The organism is Neobacillus sp. B24 (assembly GCF_055381825.1).
The window spans coordinates 815,333-831,152 of record NZ_AP035777.1; the positions used below are offsets into that span (position 1 = coordinate 815,333).

Here is a 15,820-nt window from a genome sequence, read left to right on the forward strand (position 1 = left end):
TTGGATCATTTTTCCCCAAAAAAAAATGGGACTTCTCAATGAGGTCCCATTTTCTTGTTTATTAAGTGTAATAATCTCTTTAATGGAAAGATAAACCGAACATTTGTTCGTGATGCTAAAAAAGAATATACGGATAATACGGATAATAATAATAAGCATACCAAAATCCATATGGTCGTAATATCAACCCCGTTAATAAGCCACCTAATAAACCTCCTAATAAACCGCCTAGAAAAGGGTTAGCCCAATATGGTCCCCAAAAGAAGGGTCTAAAGGGGAATGGCCTAAAAAAGGGCCTAAAGAAAAATGGCCTTATACCCCAAATCCTTTGGTCTAAATTTTCAACCTGATTATTTTCCTGAGATAAATTGTAATCATATTGCGGTTCTGGATTCATGAAAAGCACCTTCATTTCATTTTTAATCCAGAATATGCATTTACCTATTTTTATTCTTGGGTTAATATCCCTAATTTAAAATGAAAGAGATACACGGTAAAAAAGAACTATGAAGGCAGAAGGAAATTAAAACGTTGTATACCTATAATGAATTATAAATAAATACTGAGGTTGATACCGGGGATAGGAAAATTTTTAGAATTGAGAATAAAACATTTTATTCGAAGAATAATACTTTTGTACTAAATCATAAACGGGAGGAATGGCATGGCAAATCAAATTGATTACTAACCAAATTAAAGCAAAGCAGAGGCAACATCTATGTTTAATGATGTTCACTAAAGGGAACGGTGAAAAAAATTTGAGATGAGACACATTACCCAAAAAGATGATTCATCGCAATCCTATAATCGTCACCAAATAGAAGAACTGATGGGGATCTGGAAACGAGGTTACTACAGAAAAAATCGTGCTATTCGCCAAAAGTAATTTTAGGTCTATATTCCCGAAAAGAATTTGCCAAAGAAGAAAATTCTGATTTGACAATCTAAAAAGGTAAAAAAATTCAAGGAGGATTTTATCATGACAGTGATTACTCAAGTAAAACAGACATTAGCCGGCTTAAAAAGTGCACAAGCAAGTTTCGAAACATTTGCTCTTGGTACAGATAATCAACAGGCAAAGCAACTTTACCAAGATGCTGCTAAACAAACCCAATCTGTTATTGACACCCTAGAACCACGCATTCAACAAATCGAACAAGAAGAACCTCAATACAAACAACAATAATGAGTAAGAAAAAAAGGTTGGTTGGGAGGCCAACCTTTTTTACGCGCCTTAAATAATGGGAAAAACGGAGATGGTTTCATGAAAGACAAAAAAACCAAAATGAAAATTTTTCTTTCCATTTTAGCCGTGATTGGGTTTGGAACAGGATGTAACAATAATCAAAATCAATTAGAGAAGGATAACAATGATTTAGGTGTTTCACTGGTACATACGACTAAACCCATCGATCAATCAGTTGCCAATAGGGCTAAAGAAAAAATTATTGCCAAAGAAGAAATTTCAGATGTAAAGGCTGTGAATACAGAAAAAGAGCTTTTTGCAGCAATAAAAGTTGATAATTTTGATCGCTTTCGATTAAAGAAAATTGAGAAGTCAATAAAATCCGACTTGGAAAAAATGTACCCAAACCATGAAATAATTGTTTCCACAGATAAAAAAATAATTTGGGAATTGGAACAATTAGAACAGAAACTTCAAAAAGGCAACACAGATAAGAAGAGCTTAAAAAAAGATTTAAATAAAATTAAAAATCTAATGAAAGAGAAAACTTAAAGAGAAAGGGGCAAGCTATGTCAAATAATCAAAAGAAACAACTAACCCCGGTGCAACAAGAATATCAAAAATTGCAAAAAAATCGAGAAATCGACAGACCCGTTTTTAAAAATTGTATAAAGGCCTTTATAACAGGTGGTCTGATTTGTCTTATTGGCCAGGTTATTCAAGACTTCTTTATTTATTATTTTGATTTTACAGACCAAACGGCTGGAAATCCAACTGTGGGTACATTAATTTTTATTGCTATGCTTCTTACCGGTTTTGGGGTTTATGACCGAATTGCTCAATTTGGAGGAGCTGGTTCAGCAGTTCCAGTTACCGGTTTTGGCAATGCTGTCATTTCAGCTGCTATTGAACATCGAACCGAAGGGTTTGTATTAGGAGTCGGAGGTAATATGTTTAAATTAGCTGGGGCTGTTATATTATTTGGTGTTTTTTCTGCGTTTGTTATTGCATTAGTAAAGACAATTCTAATTAGGTGGGGTGGTTTATGATACTCGCAGGTCATCGTACATGGATCTTCGAACAAAAACCCGTCATACTTTCTACTGGAACAGTTGGTGGACCATTTGAAGCAAACGGAGCAATCGCAGAAGATTTCGATCTCCTTCATGCTGATTTATGGCTTGGACAGGATTCCTATGAAAAGGCGCATAAAATCCTTTTTGAAGAGGCCTGTCAAAAAGCCATGGAAAAAGGGGGCATCCAAAAGGATCAAGTTCAATTTATCCTAGCTGGGGACCTAATCAATCAGATCACCCCAACAAGTTTCGCTAGTCGAACAATTGGAGCCCCGTATTTTGGTTTATTCGGTGCCTGCTCTACGTCTATGGAAGGATTGGCCCTAGGTGCTTATATCGTGAATACCAAAGGAGCGAAATATTTATTAACCGGAGCATCCAGCCATGATGCAGCTGTTGAAAAACAATTTCGTTATCCAACTGAATACGGCGGTCAAAAACCCCCTACTGCACAATGGACCGTCACTGGGGCTGGTGCGGCTCTTTTAAGTGATTCTGGGGAAGGACCGTGTGTCACCTCTGCCACCATTGGCCGTGTGATTGATATGGGTTTGACAGATCCATTTAATATGGGAGGAGCTATGGCGCCAGCTGCGGTTGATACAATTGAAGCCCATTTAAAGGAACGAAATGTTGAGCCATCTTATTACGATTTAATTGTAACCGGGGACCTGGGCCGGATTGGACAGGAAGTTTCAATGGACCTATTTAAAAAGCACGGAACTCCTATTAGTGAAGAACGATACCAAGATTGTGGTCTTATGATTTATCGGGAGGGACAACCTGTTTTAGCTGGGGCAAGTGGTGCAGGCTGTTCAGCAACAGTGGTATATGGCCATCTGTTAAACCGGATGAAAAAAGGTGAATTTAAACGAATGTTAATCGTGGCTACAGGTGCTTTGCTTTCACCGTTATCCTTTCAGCAAAACGAAACCATTCCCTGCATTGCTCATGCGGTTTCAATTGAATATGGAGGTGAACAATAAGATGATCTATTTTTGGGCTTTTGTCATAGGCGGTATCATTTGTGTCATTGGTCAAATTATGTTTGATGTGTTTAAACTTACACCAGGGCACACGTTAAGTACCCTTGTAGTGATTGGTGCCCTTTTAGATGGGATTGGATTATATGAGCCCTTAATTGATTTTGCCGGGGCGGGAGCTACAGTGCCTATTACAAGTTTTGGAAATTCACTTGTACATGGGGCCATGCAAGAAGCTGAACAACATGGACTAGTTGGACTTATTACAGGTATTTTTGAAGTCACGAGTGCGGGTATTTCTGCTTCTATTATCTTCGGTTTTATAGGTGCCTTGATATTTAAACCAAAAGGATAAGGAGAATATTAAATGACAATCGCATCAAATGTAAAACAGTCACTTGCCAGCCTTAAAGGTGTAGAAGCCAGTCTTTCAAGTTTAGCATTACGAACTCTGGATTTTGAATCGAAACGTACACTACATGAAACTATGATGATTTTACATGAGGTAGTAACGGATTTAAAAAAACGAATAGGCGAAATTGAGCATGAGGAATTTCAGTACAAAGGTTTTTAGTAAATTATATTTACAGGGGGTATCAAGCAGTGCCTGAATGGTTAGATATAGCTTTACGGTCAGCATTATTTGTTGTGGTTTTATTTATCATTACAAAGTGGTTAGGGAAAAAGCAAATTTCTGAACTATCTTTCTTCGAATATGTCACCGGTATTTCAATTGGAAGTATTGGTGCAGAAGTAGCTATGGGACTTGAACGGAGTATTTTTCACGGTGTCATTGGAATTGTCATCTTTGCTGCTATCCCCTTTTTCGCTGGTTTAATTTCCTTAAAAAACAAAGGTTTTCGTAATTTTATAGAAGGGAAAGCAACTGTATTTATCAAAGATGGAAAAATAATGGAAGATAATTTAAAAAAAGAAAGATACACGATAGATGAATTATTAGCATTACTTCGTAAGAAGGATGTCTATCAGGTAGCTGATGTCGAATTCGCTGTATTAGAGGCAACAGGAGATTTATCCGTTATGTTAAAAAAGGAGAACCAACCTTTAACAGCAAAAGCCTTAAACTTATCAGTCCCTTCCGTCAAAGAGCCTCAAACTGTCATTATGGATGGTGTGATCATGGATGAACCACTAGCTACAATTGGAAGAAGTCGCGCATGGTTACATACAGAGTTAGATAAATTAGGGGTTACGGTTGAAAATGTATTTCTTGGACAAATTAATTCTTTTGGAGAGTTAATGGTTGACCTTTTCGATGATAAGTTGCAAGTTGCGTCCCCCCAAGAAAGACCTTTAATTCTTTCAACTCTAAAAAAATGCCAAGCTGACTTAGAGTTGTTTGCTCTTGGAACTGAATCAAAGGAGGCCAAACAAATGTATAAGTTAAACAGTCAAAAATTACAAGAAGCTATTGATAAAGTGACCCCTATTTTAAAAGCTTGAAATTATAAAAATACATTGATTTTTCAAATTTCCAAAAAAATGAACAACATATATGGGTTAATAACTTTATTAAGTATTGCCCTTATCCTGCATTATGATTATCGCTTTCCAACAGGATTAGGTTTGTTTCTTTTGAGTCTTCCTTTATTTATATTTGCATGGTTCCATAAACGAACATTTTTTATTTTCTTAATTGATATCTAATTGTAACAGCAGCGTTTAATATGTAGGATAAAAAGCATTCTTTTTTTCCTGCATGATAATTTGTATTATTGGAATGATTACTTCCTTGATTGTTAATCCTAGACTTACTGAGGATAACTAAAATAACAAAAAACGATTAAAAGTAAAAATGATATAGAATAAAGTGGAATAGACACTATTCTATATCATTTTTGCCTTTTTATATGTTTAATTGAAAATTTCGTTCAAAAAGAAACCGCTTTCTCGAGACGCGGTCAAAAACAAAGCCATTGGTCCCGAACTAAGCGAATGGGATCGCTTTCCTTGACGATGGTTCATCTTAAAAACTTTGCATAACTTGTTACAGTCCTAGGACTAAACGAACTAAAATTCATAAAAAAGAAGTTTAGTTTGTTCTTCTAAGATTTCAGGATAGCATCTAGGGCAATAATATTTACGCGGGTCAGTACGAAGCCAATCATTAGGTAACAGTGATAGTTGATTTATCCAAAAATAGTTTTCACAAGAGGTGCAAATTTCCCTATTCATAGTAAAAAACAACTCCCTTTATGATTTTAACTTTCTAAATATTCAAAGCTATACTATGCTCCCTTAATGATCAAGGTCTAGACATTTACCTATATAAAGCGCAGAGTTTTTTCTAATTTCGATGGCCATGAAAAAGACTTGCTTTAAATAACAGAGGAACAAACAAACAAAATCGACTAGGCATTCGTCCTGGACGATTTTGTTTCTCTTGGTACAAACAATCAACAAGCCAAACAGCTCTACCAAGATGCCGCTAAACAAACCCAATCCGTTAGCAATAATGTAGAACCACGTGTTCAACAAATTGAACAAGAAGAACCTCAATACAAACAACAATAATGAGTATGGCGAAAAGGTTGGTTGAGAGACCAACCTTTTTTAAGCATTCCATTACTGGTAAAACATGGAGGGAATTTAATAAAGGTTAGCTTTTGGTCCCATAAAAGATTATTTTCCTTTAATTAAGGATGTTATGAAACCCACAGCGATAATAGCTATACATGAATAAAGGAAGGCATCTAATTTTAATAAAGCCAGACCTGCCAACACAATAATTCCATCTATCAGTATAATTACAAGTGCAATATTTAACGAAAAAGTTTCGGAAATAATTTCAGCTAGTAAGTCAGTTCCTCCAGTGCTTGTTTTATATCGCAGCATTAGACCAACTCCAACTCCAATTATTGCACCTCCAATTAGTGCACTTGCAAGTTGGGGAATAAAAAATTGAAAACGAAGAGGAGCAAGTAAATCAATAAATAAGGACGAAACCAATAAGCCTTGCAAACTACTAAAAAAATACTCTTTTTTATTTAATGAGGAAAATATACAAATAGGGATACTCAACCCCACCATTATAATACCAGTTGGAAATTTAAAAAAATAATGGAGTAATAGTGCGATTCCAACAATTCCACCGTCTATTAAATGATGAGGAACTAGGAACCCATTCACACCAACTCCTAATAACAGACTTCCAATAAGAGTAGCAATTAATTTCTGAAAAATAACAATCACCTTGTCTCATTTTTAATCTAATAATATGTCGGGGTTTTAAGGTTAAGAATGAGGTAAGAATGCAGAGGAAAAATTAAACCTGAATTATTCACAGATTTTCTAAAATAGGCTATTATCGCCTATCTAATGGGCTTTCTAGTGAATCGTTTGTGCACTAAATAAATGAAAAAAGAATCCATTTCTGATAAGGTTAAATCACCACAAAATAACCACCAGAAAGGATTCTTATAATGGCTACTTTACCGCAATTACCGCTTAATTTCAATCGTCAAATTAAATTGTCAAATGATGGAGGTTCACTTTCTTCTGATACTGGTGAATTCATTTTTAGAGAATTCGATGAGAAGCTCGGGTTTTCAGCGACAATAACTAAATACCTACAACTAAAAGACGAAAGACTTTACTTTTTTCATTCGAATGAAAATTTGCTTCGTCAAAAGATTTATCAAATTATTGCTGGATATTCCGAAGATGATGCTGCTGATCAATTAACGAAAGATCCCGTGTTTACGCAAATCATTGGAACTGAAGCTTTAGCTTCCCAACCTAGTTTATCCCGCTTTTTTACAAGGTTTGATAAAGAATCTATTGTGCAATTAAATCGAGCTAATCAAGAACTTCTAGACAAAGTGCATCAAATTAGAGATTCAAAGGCACTTATCATTGATTTGGATTCAACACATGCCGATACGTATGGAAAACAGGAATCCGCATCTTACAATTCTCATTATGGAACAGTTGGTTTCCATCCATTGGTTGCTTTTGATGGCATAACAGGTGATTTTCTAAAAGCTCAACTAAGACCGGGAAATAGAACCTTTCCAATTGGGTCATTCGTGCCTCACACGATTGGCTATTGCCTATTTACGAACGAATGAAGTCTTTGATGATGGCTAAAACCATTCTACATGTCGATGAAACGTATTCACAAATTATCAACCGTTCCGATGGCAAATCTGGTCAGTCTAACGCCTACAATTGGGTCTATCGAAGTGTGCCCAGTCAAGGTCCAACGATTGTCCTGTTTCAAAGTTCATTATCACGTGCTCGGTCTGTTCTCGAAAGCTTCATTGAAGATTATTCCGGAACGATTGTCTGTGATGGTTATTCGGCCTATGACAAAATAGAAGGCGTCACCTTCGCAAATTGTTGGGCGCATGTTCGCCGTTATTGGATGAAAGCGAACAGCAAGAACGGACAAATCGGTGTCAGCTATTGTGATGCTTTGTATCGACTTGAAAGGAAATTCAAGCATCTGTCTCCCAGTAAGCGAAGAAAGAAACGTCAAAAGTTTGCGTTGCCAATCGTTAAGAAATTCCTTGACTGGGTTGAAAAATCACCATTCTACGGCAAAAATGCGCTTGCGAAAGCAGCTGAATATACTCTGAACAGAGCGAATGGACTAAAAGCATTCTTGAAGGATGGCCGTATCGAAATTGATAATAATCCAGCCGAAAATGCCATTCGTCCAAATGTGATGGGTCGAAAAAACTGGCTCTTTTCCGTCAGTGAAGCTGGTGCAAAAGCCAACGCCATCTGTTTAAGTATCGCAGAAACGGCAAAAGCAAACGGAGTGGATTTCTATCGTTATCTCTTGAAGTTACTGACGGATTTTCCGAATCTTGATATCTATCAACATTCGGAAATTTTAAATCAATATATGCCTTGGTCAAAAATGATCCAAGCAGAATGTGGCAGATAAAATGAAATCACCGTATATCTGATTAAAAAAATCATGATATACGGTGATTTATGATGCGTACGGTTAAGGTATGCTTATTTTTTATAGTTCGGGCTTACAAAAGAAAAGCATTACCTCAAAGGAAGTAATGCTGGTAGGAATTTTTAATATTATTAGTCAGCTCATTTAAAATAATTTTTTTCTTTGCCTGAGGTAAATGGCAGCTTAAAATTAGCAAATCAACTAGGTCAGGTTGTTCCTCAGCAATTTCCTGCAAGTAATCCCTGCCAAACTCTTTCATAACAGGTAGCAAACTGCTCATTTTTAATGGAAATCCACATCAATTCTCTTTTTATTTGTTTGAGTTTGTTTAGGCATGATAACTTCTAGTACACCATTCTTATAAGAAGCCTTTATACCTTCCTCAGAAACAGGAGTTGGTAGTGTAATAGCTCTGTGAAAGCTACCTGTGTATCTTTCTCTCCTATGCATATTCTCTTCTTTAATCTCATTAGTTCTGTTAATTGAGCCACTAATTCTCAATACATTATTTTCAATATCAATGTTTACATCTTCTTTACTCTGTAAGCCTGGAATTTCACAAGTTGCTACTACCTCTTTATCTGTTTCATGAACATCCACTCTTATATTCCCCAATTGATTCATTTCATTGTCTAAATGAAAAGGGAAATCATTGAATAATCTGTCAAAATCTCTCCTAATGTTAGTTAATTGTCTAAATGGATCATAAGGTATTAATGCCATTTGTATCATCTCCTTAGTTATTTTTAACAAATATATTTTTTACATTTATTATGTAATTATTCATTTAAGGGATAAGCTGAGTCAGTTTTAGAAAAGCATCCTATTACAGAAAAAGGAGAGCCTAATTAGCTCTCCTCAGTGTCATTAGTTTTAACCTCATATCCAAAAAGCTGTGACCTTTCATCAGGTATCCATTTTCCATCTCTAATCCTGCTCAAGCCCTGATACAAAGAGCCTCCTATAATATTCTCTAACCATTTGGAGCATTCAGTCATAGTATCAAAATCATGTAAGTATACTCCATTTTTATACAGTGAATACTTTTTATGTTGCATACTAACACCTCCTTTGATTGATACATGTATCGTACCAGGAGGTGCTGCGTGTTTATATGCGTTGTTTGAATGGGGGCTTACTTTAATCCAGAATATGCGTTTACCTATTTTTATTCTTGGATTAATATCCCTATTTTAAAATTGAAGGGACACATAGTAAAAAACAACTCTACAGGGAGAAGGAAATTAAAACGTTGTATTAACATTTTCACATTCCTCACCAGTCTACATTGGGTACCGTCAGGAACCGCATTTTCCTGACACTACCCCTTCTTAGAACAACTCGGGAATCCTTGATTGAGGATTTTAAATCAGGCTTAAGTCTGTAATTTGTGCTTTGTTAAGGGGTAGAACATCGCATCTTTTTTATAAACGTCGCGACTTTCTTAAAAATATCGCGACTTTTTTATTAGTATTGCAACTTTATTTCAAAGCTACAGAAGATTTATTTTAGTAATATTTTGGCTTAATTTTAAAACGAAAGGAATCTCAATAATTGTCTATCCAAAGGAATAATTGCTATTTAGAATTGAGGATAAAACATTTTATTCGAGGCATTCTATCTTTTGTACTAAACCACAAACAGGAGGAAGTAGCATGGCTAATCAAATTGATACAAATAAATTAAAACAAGCAGAGGCAGCCTCTTCTATAGTAAAAGATATGATAACTTCAGCGATTGAACAATCTGCTGCTAATACTACTCTTGCTTCAGAAGCATTAAAACAAGCATCAAATGAGGTTGCACAAATACAAACATTAATTAGTCAAGTACAATCACGAATTAGCATTAGAAAAGAAGAATATAAGTATTATCGTTATTATGGAGGCTTGAGCAAAGCAAATAACTAAATCTTTTTTCCAAAAGGTTTTACCGAATATGCTCCATTAACCCCCGAATAAACAAAATACCCTTGCTATTATAAAACTACAAAACCATATACTTAATAAAGTAATGATAAATCCCAATAGCTATTCTCCATATCGAAAAATTTTATATGTTTCCACAGTAATTAAGCCAATTCAATCGTTTGTAAAAAAAATAGCATCTTTTTTTTAAATCTTTGTTAAAAGATGGTGTTTATAAAAAAGACTCAGCACAAATTTTTTTGTTTTCTTTATATCAATTTTTCGTTGTGCTTTTTTATTTACCTTAAATGTGTATAATGTTAATCTGCCTTTTAATTTTTTTGTAATGTTCATCCTCTTTTTTTCAAATAAAGCCATTCATTGTTCCTTGAGAACCATGGGTAACCAGCCAAAAGCCCTGTTGGACTCGCTTCATCATTTCAGCACTCATATTCACATAGTGGGTTAATTTCATCGATCACATTTCCTGGTTCATCACCATTCTTAGTGGGTTCGCGAATCTCCTTTACCAATTGAGGCTTCATACCGTAGCCGCCATTCGCTATGGTTGTAATATACTGGGCAATCTGCATCAGTGTTCACCAACAATAATGTTTGTAACTAGAACATTATTGTTGGTAACTTTTAATTATAGTTGGTAACTAAACAATATTGTATGTAACTACAAAGAGTTATTTTATGATTTGAATAAATTAGATTGAAATTGGAAAATATTGTTTTTGTAATAGATAATTTAGGGCTAAAGCATTACCAAGGGGCTAAATTGTTGCATTTAGTTTATATCTTGAACTAGAAGCACCAATTAACAAAAAAACTTTAAGAAAAGGCAAAAATTAAATAGCATTAGGAATTGTTAGTTTAAGACTAATGCTTTTTTAATTTGGCCTTTTTTAAAAGTCAATGTTAATTGGTGCTTTTTGTTTTGCCCTTTTTAATCAGTATTCTTTTGAGAGGAAGTCAAACCATGTCAAAAGGGAAAAGGATTCAGAAGTTACAACAAAATCAAATTAGGGACGGAAGAGGTCAGGGAACTGGAAAGGATTATAAACCATTTATCCAAGCACATGACAACAAAGTAGCCTCTGAAGGTTGGATATCTAGACACTTAGGGTGGAAAACCCAAAGAATTCATAACACTCTGTCTAACCATGAAAGGAGATTTTTATACTTCTTAGAATGGATTGATGAAGTAGTTGATATAAGAGAGCAGTTTCCTTTACTTCCACAAAGCAGGACAGAGGAAATTGCAGAACAGCTTGGTATTAAACATGCAAATGTTGAAGGGGTCCCTGTGGTAATGACTACTGATTTTATGATCACAATACAAACTTCAAAAGGGTTGGTTGATATAGTACGAACAGTGAAACCTGCTTCGAAATTGAGTAAGCGCACATTGGAGTTGTTTGAAATAGAAAGGAGGTATTTTCTAGAACAAGGGATTGATTGGGGCATTATTACCGAAAAAAGAATGCCAGATATACTAATATCAAATATTGAGTGGTTTTATGAAGGGCGATACTTGAGTACTAGACCAACAGTGGATGAAGAGTTAGTTTCACTAATCAAACACGACCTTTTTAATATTATATTTCGGGATGAAGGAAATACTCCTATAAGTAAATTATGTATTAGATGCGACAAAATCTTTGGAATAGAATCTGGAACAAGTATGTTTATCCTGAAACATATGCTTGCCAGTAAGAAGTGGAGCGCCGATATGAATCTAAAATTAAGAAATTCAAATCCATTAAAAATAACGAACTTGGAAGAATCTCAATCTGTAAGCACTGATAACGTTGGTTAGAAAGGGGTTAATGAAATGCAAATTTATCAAAATACTGTTATTGAGTTGTTAGATTTGGAATTGAAAACTAACCAAATTATTCGAGTTTTATGGATATCTCCGAATAAAGAAACGACTTATATAGTGAATATAACTGACCATAAAAATTTGCGTTTTCCCTACATTATAAACTATCACGACCTTTTAAACGATCTTGAAGAAGATAGAGCGAAAATATTAGAGATGGATCCAGATATAAGGCTTATATCACCGGAAGAAGAATACTTACAAAAGTACAAAAGAAATCGAGATGCTAATTGGGAAGTAATAAAGGACATTGTCAGCCTTGAACCCGAAATATATTTATCAAAACACCGGGGACCATTAATTGAAGAAACCAAAGAAAGAACAGGGAGATCAAAGAAGGAAATATATAGACTTTTAAAAAGGTATTGGTTTTATGGAAAAACAAAAAATGCCCTCTTAAATAACTATTTTGAATGTGGTGTTACAACAAAACCAAAACAGTTTAAGAAAAACCCCGGACCTAAATCAAAGGATGGGAATGGATGGATTGTTACAGAAAAGGATAGGGAAATCTTTAAAAAGGCAGTAAGAAAATTTCACATTGAACAAAAAATGAATCTTACAGCCACCCATCAACATATGCGTGAAGAATGGTATCATACTGGTTTTTATCGGAAACATGGTGTAATGGTTCCGATAGTAGAGACGGATAAAGCCCCTTCTTTAAGACAGTTTATGTACTGGTATAATAAAGAGTTTTCATATGTTCAAAAGTATTCCAATAGAAAAGGTAAAAGAAAGGCAGAAATGGATATCAGGCCATTGGGCGGAGATGCAACAGAAAGGGCATTAGGTATTGGTTACGTATACGAAATCGATTCAACTCCTGCAGACATCATTTTGGTAGCAGAAGACAGAAAAACCATAATTGGGACCCCTACATTATATATTGTAAAAGACGTATATAGTCGAATGATAGCGGGGTTTCATGCAAGTCTATCTCCTGCTTCAAAAATTGAGCTTATGGTTGCAATGATTAATGCAGCATCCGATAAAGTTGAATTCTGTAAACAATATGGGATTAATATAGATGAAAGTGATTGGCCATGTAAAAACTTACCTGTATATCTAGCAGGTGACCGTGGTGAATTAAAAGGAAAATGGGCAGAAAACCTTGTCAATATTAAAGTTGATGTAGACAATGCTCCCTCGTATCGAGGGGACTTAAAACCTTTTGTAGAACAGCATTTTAGGTTAACCAATGATGAAATTCGTGAATTATTATATAGGGCTGGAGCAAAACCACCTAAAATGATAGAGCGTGGAGATGAAGACCCAACTCGAAAAGCTGCCTTGACTATTTATGAGTTTATTCAATTTATGATTGTTCAAATTCTTACATTTAATAAATGTGCACTTCCCCAAACTTTCCTAGTAACTAAAGAAATGTTTGATGAAAAAGTAGAATTAACACCAAAAGGAATTTGGGAATGGGGAGAAAATACTTCTCTTTTACATGAGGAACCACGTGATGTACTTATATATAATTTATTGCCTAGAGGAGAGGCAACTGTGACGAGAGGAGGAATTAAGTTTTCTGATATGTATTATACAAGTGATAAAGGCTTAAAAAATGGCTGGTTTGTAGAGTGTGAAATTGATGGAAAGAAGGATATTAAAGTAAGTTATGATCCAAGAAATGTTAGTAGCATATTTATCCGTTTAAAAAACGGGAAAATAGAGCAATGTTTTCTTACAAGTAAGTATAACGAATATGAAGGATTACATTTAGAGGACGTTAAGGCAATTATGAAATACAAAAAAGATGAAATCAAAAGATTGGAGAGAGAAGAAAAGCAAGATAAAGCGGTTTTGCATGCTTTCGCTAAAAATCTGGTTAAGGATGCTATTACAAAAACTAGTGATGCTACTGAAGGAATGAGCATTGCAGAGAGGCAACAAAGCAAGAGAGAAACAAAAAAATCTGAAAGTAGAAAAGTTGGTAGCGAGTATGCTATAACTGCTGCTACAACAAAAAGTAAAGAAATTACTACAGCAGAGGTAATTTCCTTTCCATTAGAAAGTCAGACAACTATCTTTAGCAATGTGAATCAAATTCAAAAAGTGTTCGAAGAAAAAAGCAAGAAAGGAAGAAGAGGTCGTGGAAAATTGGAGTGAGGATCTAAAAGATTTAAAAGGTATACATTGTAAAGCAGAATATAAAGAACAAATAATAGAAGAGCATAAAGGAAATCCTTTCATCGAGGCAATTCCACGAAAAGTCAAAGTTGAAGATTTTTTTGAACGACTGTATTCTGTACCTTCTTTTAAAGATGAATACTTGGACTTAGATGCTGAAGAAAGATTGTCATTAGTACAACAAATCAAGCCTAGTTTCTGGTTACCTTTTCCTAGCCACTATGATAAGTACAGAGCTCTATATAACATGATTAAAATAGGATATCAATCAAGAAATCCGTTGCTTCCAATGTATAACCGTCAATTCGCAATTGGTTGGGATAAGATTTTTGAGAAGGGCTTAGATAAAAATGGTGCTAATTTTGCTGGAAATATTCAGACAGCACAGAGTTTAGCTGAGATTGGGTTAAGTGGAATGGGGAAGAGTAAAATATATGAACGTATTCTAAAGTCTCTATTTCCTCAGGTTATACACCATACCGAGTATAAAAATAAACAATTAATAATGAAACAGGTACTTTGGCTACATATTGAATGCCCAAGTGGAAAATCAGTAGGGGCATTAACTAGAAATTTTTATGCCAAGGTTGATGAATTATTAGGTACTAATTATTACGAAAAAATTGGTGAAAAAGGAGGGACAATAGATAATTTAGCAAAGAGGATGGTTAAGGTTGCGGCTCTAATAAATCTTGGCGTTTTGGTTATTGATGAAATACAAAACGTTCATAAAGCTCATTCGGGCGGTGATGAACGAATGATTAATTTTATTACAGAATTGGTAAATACAATTGGTATACCTGTAATCATAATAGGTACATTCAAAGCGATGTACCTTTTTGAAAAATCTCTAGCAAACTCTCGTCGAGCAGTTTCGGATATGTATGTGGAGAATGTAACAAGTTTTTTTTTAGAGGAAAGCTGGGAATGGAAAGAATTTATAGAGAATCTTTGGGATCAACAGTATACAAAAACATATACTCCGTTAACTGCTGATATTAAACACACTATGTACCATCAAACTCTAGGAATTCCGGATGTAGCAGTTAAGTTATTCATACATGTACAAGCAAAAGCAATATTAAATGGGACAGACGAGAAAATTACAATATCACTTATTAATGAAGTAGCTTCAAAAAGTTTACGTATTCTGCAACCTGTTTTTAATAAGATTTTAAGAGGAAATACTTCAGAGGTTGACAAGTTAGACGACATACAACCTGATTGGAAATCGTTTAATGAGTATATTAAAGAAGCTTCACATCGAATGAATTTTTATGGAAAAACAGCTATAGATCATTCCAGGGCCATTCAACAAAGAAATAAAGAAAATCTTCTCGAAGAATTAATAATGTTTGCCTCTAATCTTATATCTGAACCGGACCTGGCGAAATCTATTGCAAAATCTGTTTACGAAGCGAGCAATGGAATGGGAGTAAAGGAGACGATGTGTGCACAAATTGCCAAAACCGCAATTGCAATAAAAGAAAGTGCCCAAGCAGTAAAATCGGACGAAAAAGATAGTATTATCTTTAAAACCAAAAATTCTACAAAGATAGCACCTATGTTAGAAGAAGGAGATATCAGATTCGTTGTAAATCAAGGTCAGGCAAGAAAGTTCACAGCAGAAGAGTCATTATATGAAGCTGGGATAGTAAAAGACTGTAAAGAATTGCTAAGTCATATAAATTAATTTAGAGGT

Annotated in this window: 17 protein-coding genes and 3 pseudogenes; 14 read left to right on the forward strand and 6 right to left on the reverse strand. The window is 34.8% G+C overall.

The features are described from left to right. Window positions 1–115 precede the first annotated feature (115 nt). On the reverse strand, window positions 116–397 hold the full coding sequence (locus tag ACZ43M_RS03880) for a hypothetical protein (RefSeq protein ID WP_464506139.1): 282 nt from the start codon (window positions 395–397) through the stop codon (window positions 116–118). 582 nt (window positions 398–979) lie between these two features. Between ACZ43M_RS03880 and ACZ43M_RS03885 the strand changes: the two genes are divergently transcribed. The 8 genes and pseudogenes from ACZ43M_RS03885 to ACZ43M_RS03920 all read left to right on the forward strand — a co-directional run. Continuing rightward, window positions 980–1,186: a DUF1657 domain-containing protein gene (locus tag ACZ43M_RS03885; RefSeq protein ID WP_066321969.1), complete on the forward strand. Its 207-nt coding sequence runs from the start codon at window positions 980–982 to the stop codon at window positions 1,184–1,186. A 78-nt stretch (window positions 1,187–1,264) separates the two neighbouring features. After that, window positions 1,265–1,738 carry a YhcN/YlaJ family sporulation lipoprotein gene (locus ACZ43M_RS03890; RefSeq protein WP_464506140.1) on the forward strand — a complete coding sequence of 158 codons (474 nt, stop codon included), beginning with the start codon at window positions 1,265–1,267 and terminating at the stop codon, window positions 1,736–1,738. A gap of 17 nt (window positions 1,739–1,755) precedes the next feature. Then, on the forward strand, window positions 1,756–2,235 hold the full coding sequence (spoVAC, locus tag ACZ43M_RS03895) for a stage V sporulation protein AC (protein ID WP_066321952.1): 480 nt from the start codon (window positions 1,756–1,758) through the stop codon (window positions 2,233–2,235). Continuing rightward, window positions 2,235–3,248 (forward strand): stage V sporulation protein AD, encoded by a 1,014-nt coding sequence (gene spoVAD / locus ACZ43M_RS03900; protein WP_464507942.1) that lies wholly within the window; start codon window positions 2,235–2,237, stop codon window positions 3,246–3,248. The genes spoVAC and spoVAD overlap by 1 nt, the downstream gene beginning before the upstream one ends. Window position 3,249: 1 nt before the next feature. After that, window positions 3,250–3,600 carry a stage V sporulation protein AE gene (gene spoVAE, locus ACZ43M_RS03905; RefSeq protein ID WP_066321951.1) on the forward strand — a complete coding sequence of 117 codons (351 nt, stop codon included), beginning with the start codon at window positions 3,250–3,252 and terminating at the stop codon, window positions 3,598–3,600. Window positions 3,601–3,612: 12 nt separating this feature from the next. Further along, window positions 3,613–3,819, forward strand: a complete 207-nt coding sequence (locus ACZ43M_RS03910; RefSeq protein WP_464506141.1) for a DUF1657 domain-containing protein — start codon at window positions 3,613–3,615, stop codon at window positions 3,817–3,819. A gap of 29 nt (window positions 3,820–3,848) precedes the next feature. Further along, complete coding sequence (locus ACZ43M_RS03915) at window positions 3,849–4,709, forward strand: DUF421 domain-containing protein (protein WP_464506142.1); 861 nt, start codon at window positions 3,849–3,851, stop codon at window positions 4,707–4,709. 936 nt (window positions 4,710–5,645) lie between these two features. Further along, a pseudogene (locus ACZ43M_RS03920) lies at window positions 5,646–5,780 on the forward strand (DUF1657 domain-containing protein); the annotation flags it as partial. A 108-nt stretch (window positions 5,781–5,888) separates the two neighbouring features. On the opposite strand, the gene ACZ43M_RS03925 reads toward ACZ43M_RS03920, so the two are convergent. Further along, on the reverse strand, window positions 5,889–6,458 hold the full coding sequence (locus ACZ43M_RS03925; protein WP_464506143.1) for a YitT family protein: 570 nt from the start codon (window positions 6,456–6,458) through the stop codon (window positions 5,889–5,891). Between the two features lie 230 nt (window positions 6,459–6,688). Here ACZ43M_RS03925 and ACZ43M_RS03930 point away from each other — a divergent pair. Together ACZ43M_RS03930 and tnpC are read left to right on the forward strand one after the other, a co-directional pair. Further along, window positions 6,689–7,270 (forward strand): annotated as a pseudogene (locus tag ACZ43M_RS03930) (transposase); the annotation flags it as partial. Between the two features lie 2 nt (window positions 7,271–7,272). Beyond that, window positions 7,273–8,160: pseudogene (gene tnpC, locus ACZ43M_RS03935) on the forward strand (IS66 family transposase); the annotation flags it as partial. A gap of 115 nt (window positions 8,161–8,275) precedes the next feature. On the opposite strand, the gene ACZ43M_RS03940 reads toward tnpC, so the two are convergent. From ACZ43M_RS03940 to ACZ43M_RS03950, 3 genes are all read right to left on the reverse strand, one after another. Further along, window positions 8,276–8,461 carry a hypothetical protein gene (locus ACZ43M_RS03940; RefSeq protein ID WP_058005451.1) on the reverse strand — a complete coding sequence of 62 codons (186 nt, stop codon included), beginning with the start codon at window positions 8,459–8,461 and terminating at the stop codon, window positions 8,276–8,278. A gap of 2 nt (window positions 8,462–8,463) precedes the next feature. Next, window positions 8,464–8,904, reverse strand: a complete 441-nt coding sequence (locus ACZ43M_RS03945; protein WP_464506144.1) for an Hsp20/alpha crystallin family protein — start codon at window positions 8,902–8,904, stop codon at window positions 8,464–8,466. 125 nt (window positions 8,905–9,029) lie between these two features. Beyond that, the gene (locus ACZ43M_RS03950; protein WP_025910116.1) at window positions 9,030–9,239 is read right to left on the reverse strand and encodes a hypothetical protein; all 210 of its coding nucleotides are present in this window, start codon (window positions 9,237–9,239) and stop codon (window positions 9,030–9,032) included. A gap of 597 nt (window positions 9,240–9,836) precedes the next feature. On the opposite strand from ACZ43M_RS03950, the gene ACZ43M_RS03955 reads away from it, so the two are divergent. Next, on the forward strand, window positions 9,837–10,091 hold the full coding sequence (locus ACZ43M_RS03955; protein ID WP_464506145.1) for a hypothetical protein: 255 nt from the start codon (window positions 9,837–9,839) through the stop codon (window positions 10,089–10,091). A 437-nt stretch (window positions 10,092–10,528) separates the two neighbouring features. Here the strand turns inward: ACZ43M_RS03955 and ACZ43M_RS03960 are convergent, their stop codons facing one another. Further along, entirely contained in the window at window positions 10,529–10,681 is a 153-nt protein-coding gene (locus ACZ43M_RS03960) for a penicillin-binding transpeptidase domain-containing protein (RefSeq protein ID WP_464506146.1), read from the reverse strand. Between the two features lie 392 nt (window positions 10,682–11,073). On the opposite strand from ACZ43M_RS03960, the gene ACZ43M_RS03965 reads away from it, so the two are divergent. The 3 genes from ACZ43M_RS03965 to ACZ43M_RS03975 are packed head-to-tail and all read left to right on the forward strand — an operon-like array spanning window position 11,074 to window position 15,811. Continuing rightward, window positions 11,074–11,913, forward strand: a complete 840-nt coding sequence (locus tag ACZ43M_RS03965) for a TnsA endonuclease N-terminal domain-containing protein (RefSeq protein ID WP_464506147.1) — start codon at window positions 11,074–11,076, stop codon at window positions 11,911–11,913. 15 nt (window positions 11,914–11,928) lie between these two features. Further along, window positions 11,929–14,097, forward strand: a complete 2,169-nt coding sequence (locus ACZ43M_RS03970) for a Mu transposase C-terminal domain-containing protein (protein ID WP_464506148.1) — start codon at window positions 11,929–11,931, stop codon at window positions 14,095–14,097. Then, a complete protein-coding gene (locus ACZ43M_RS03975; protein WP_464506149.1) occupies window positions 14,081–15,811 on the forward strand; it encodes an ATP-binding protein in 1,731 nt (576 codons plus the stop codon). The genes ACZ43M_RS03970 and ACZ43M_RS03975 overlap by 17 nt, the downstream gene beginning before the upstream one ends. Window positions 15,812–15,820 lie beyond the last annotated feature (9 nt).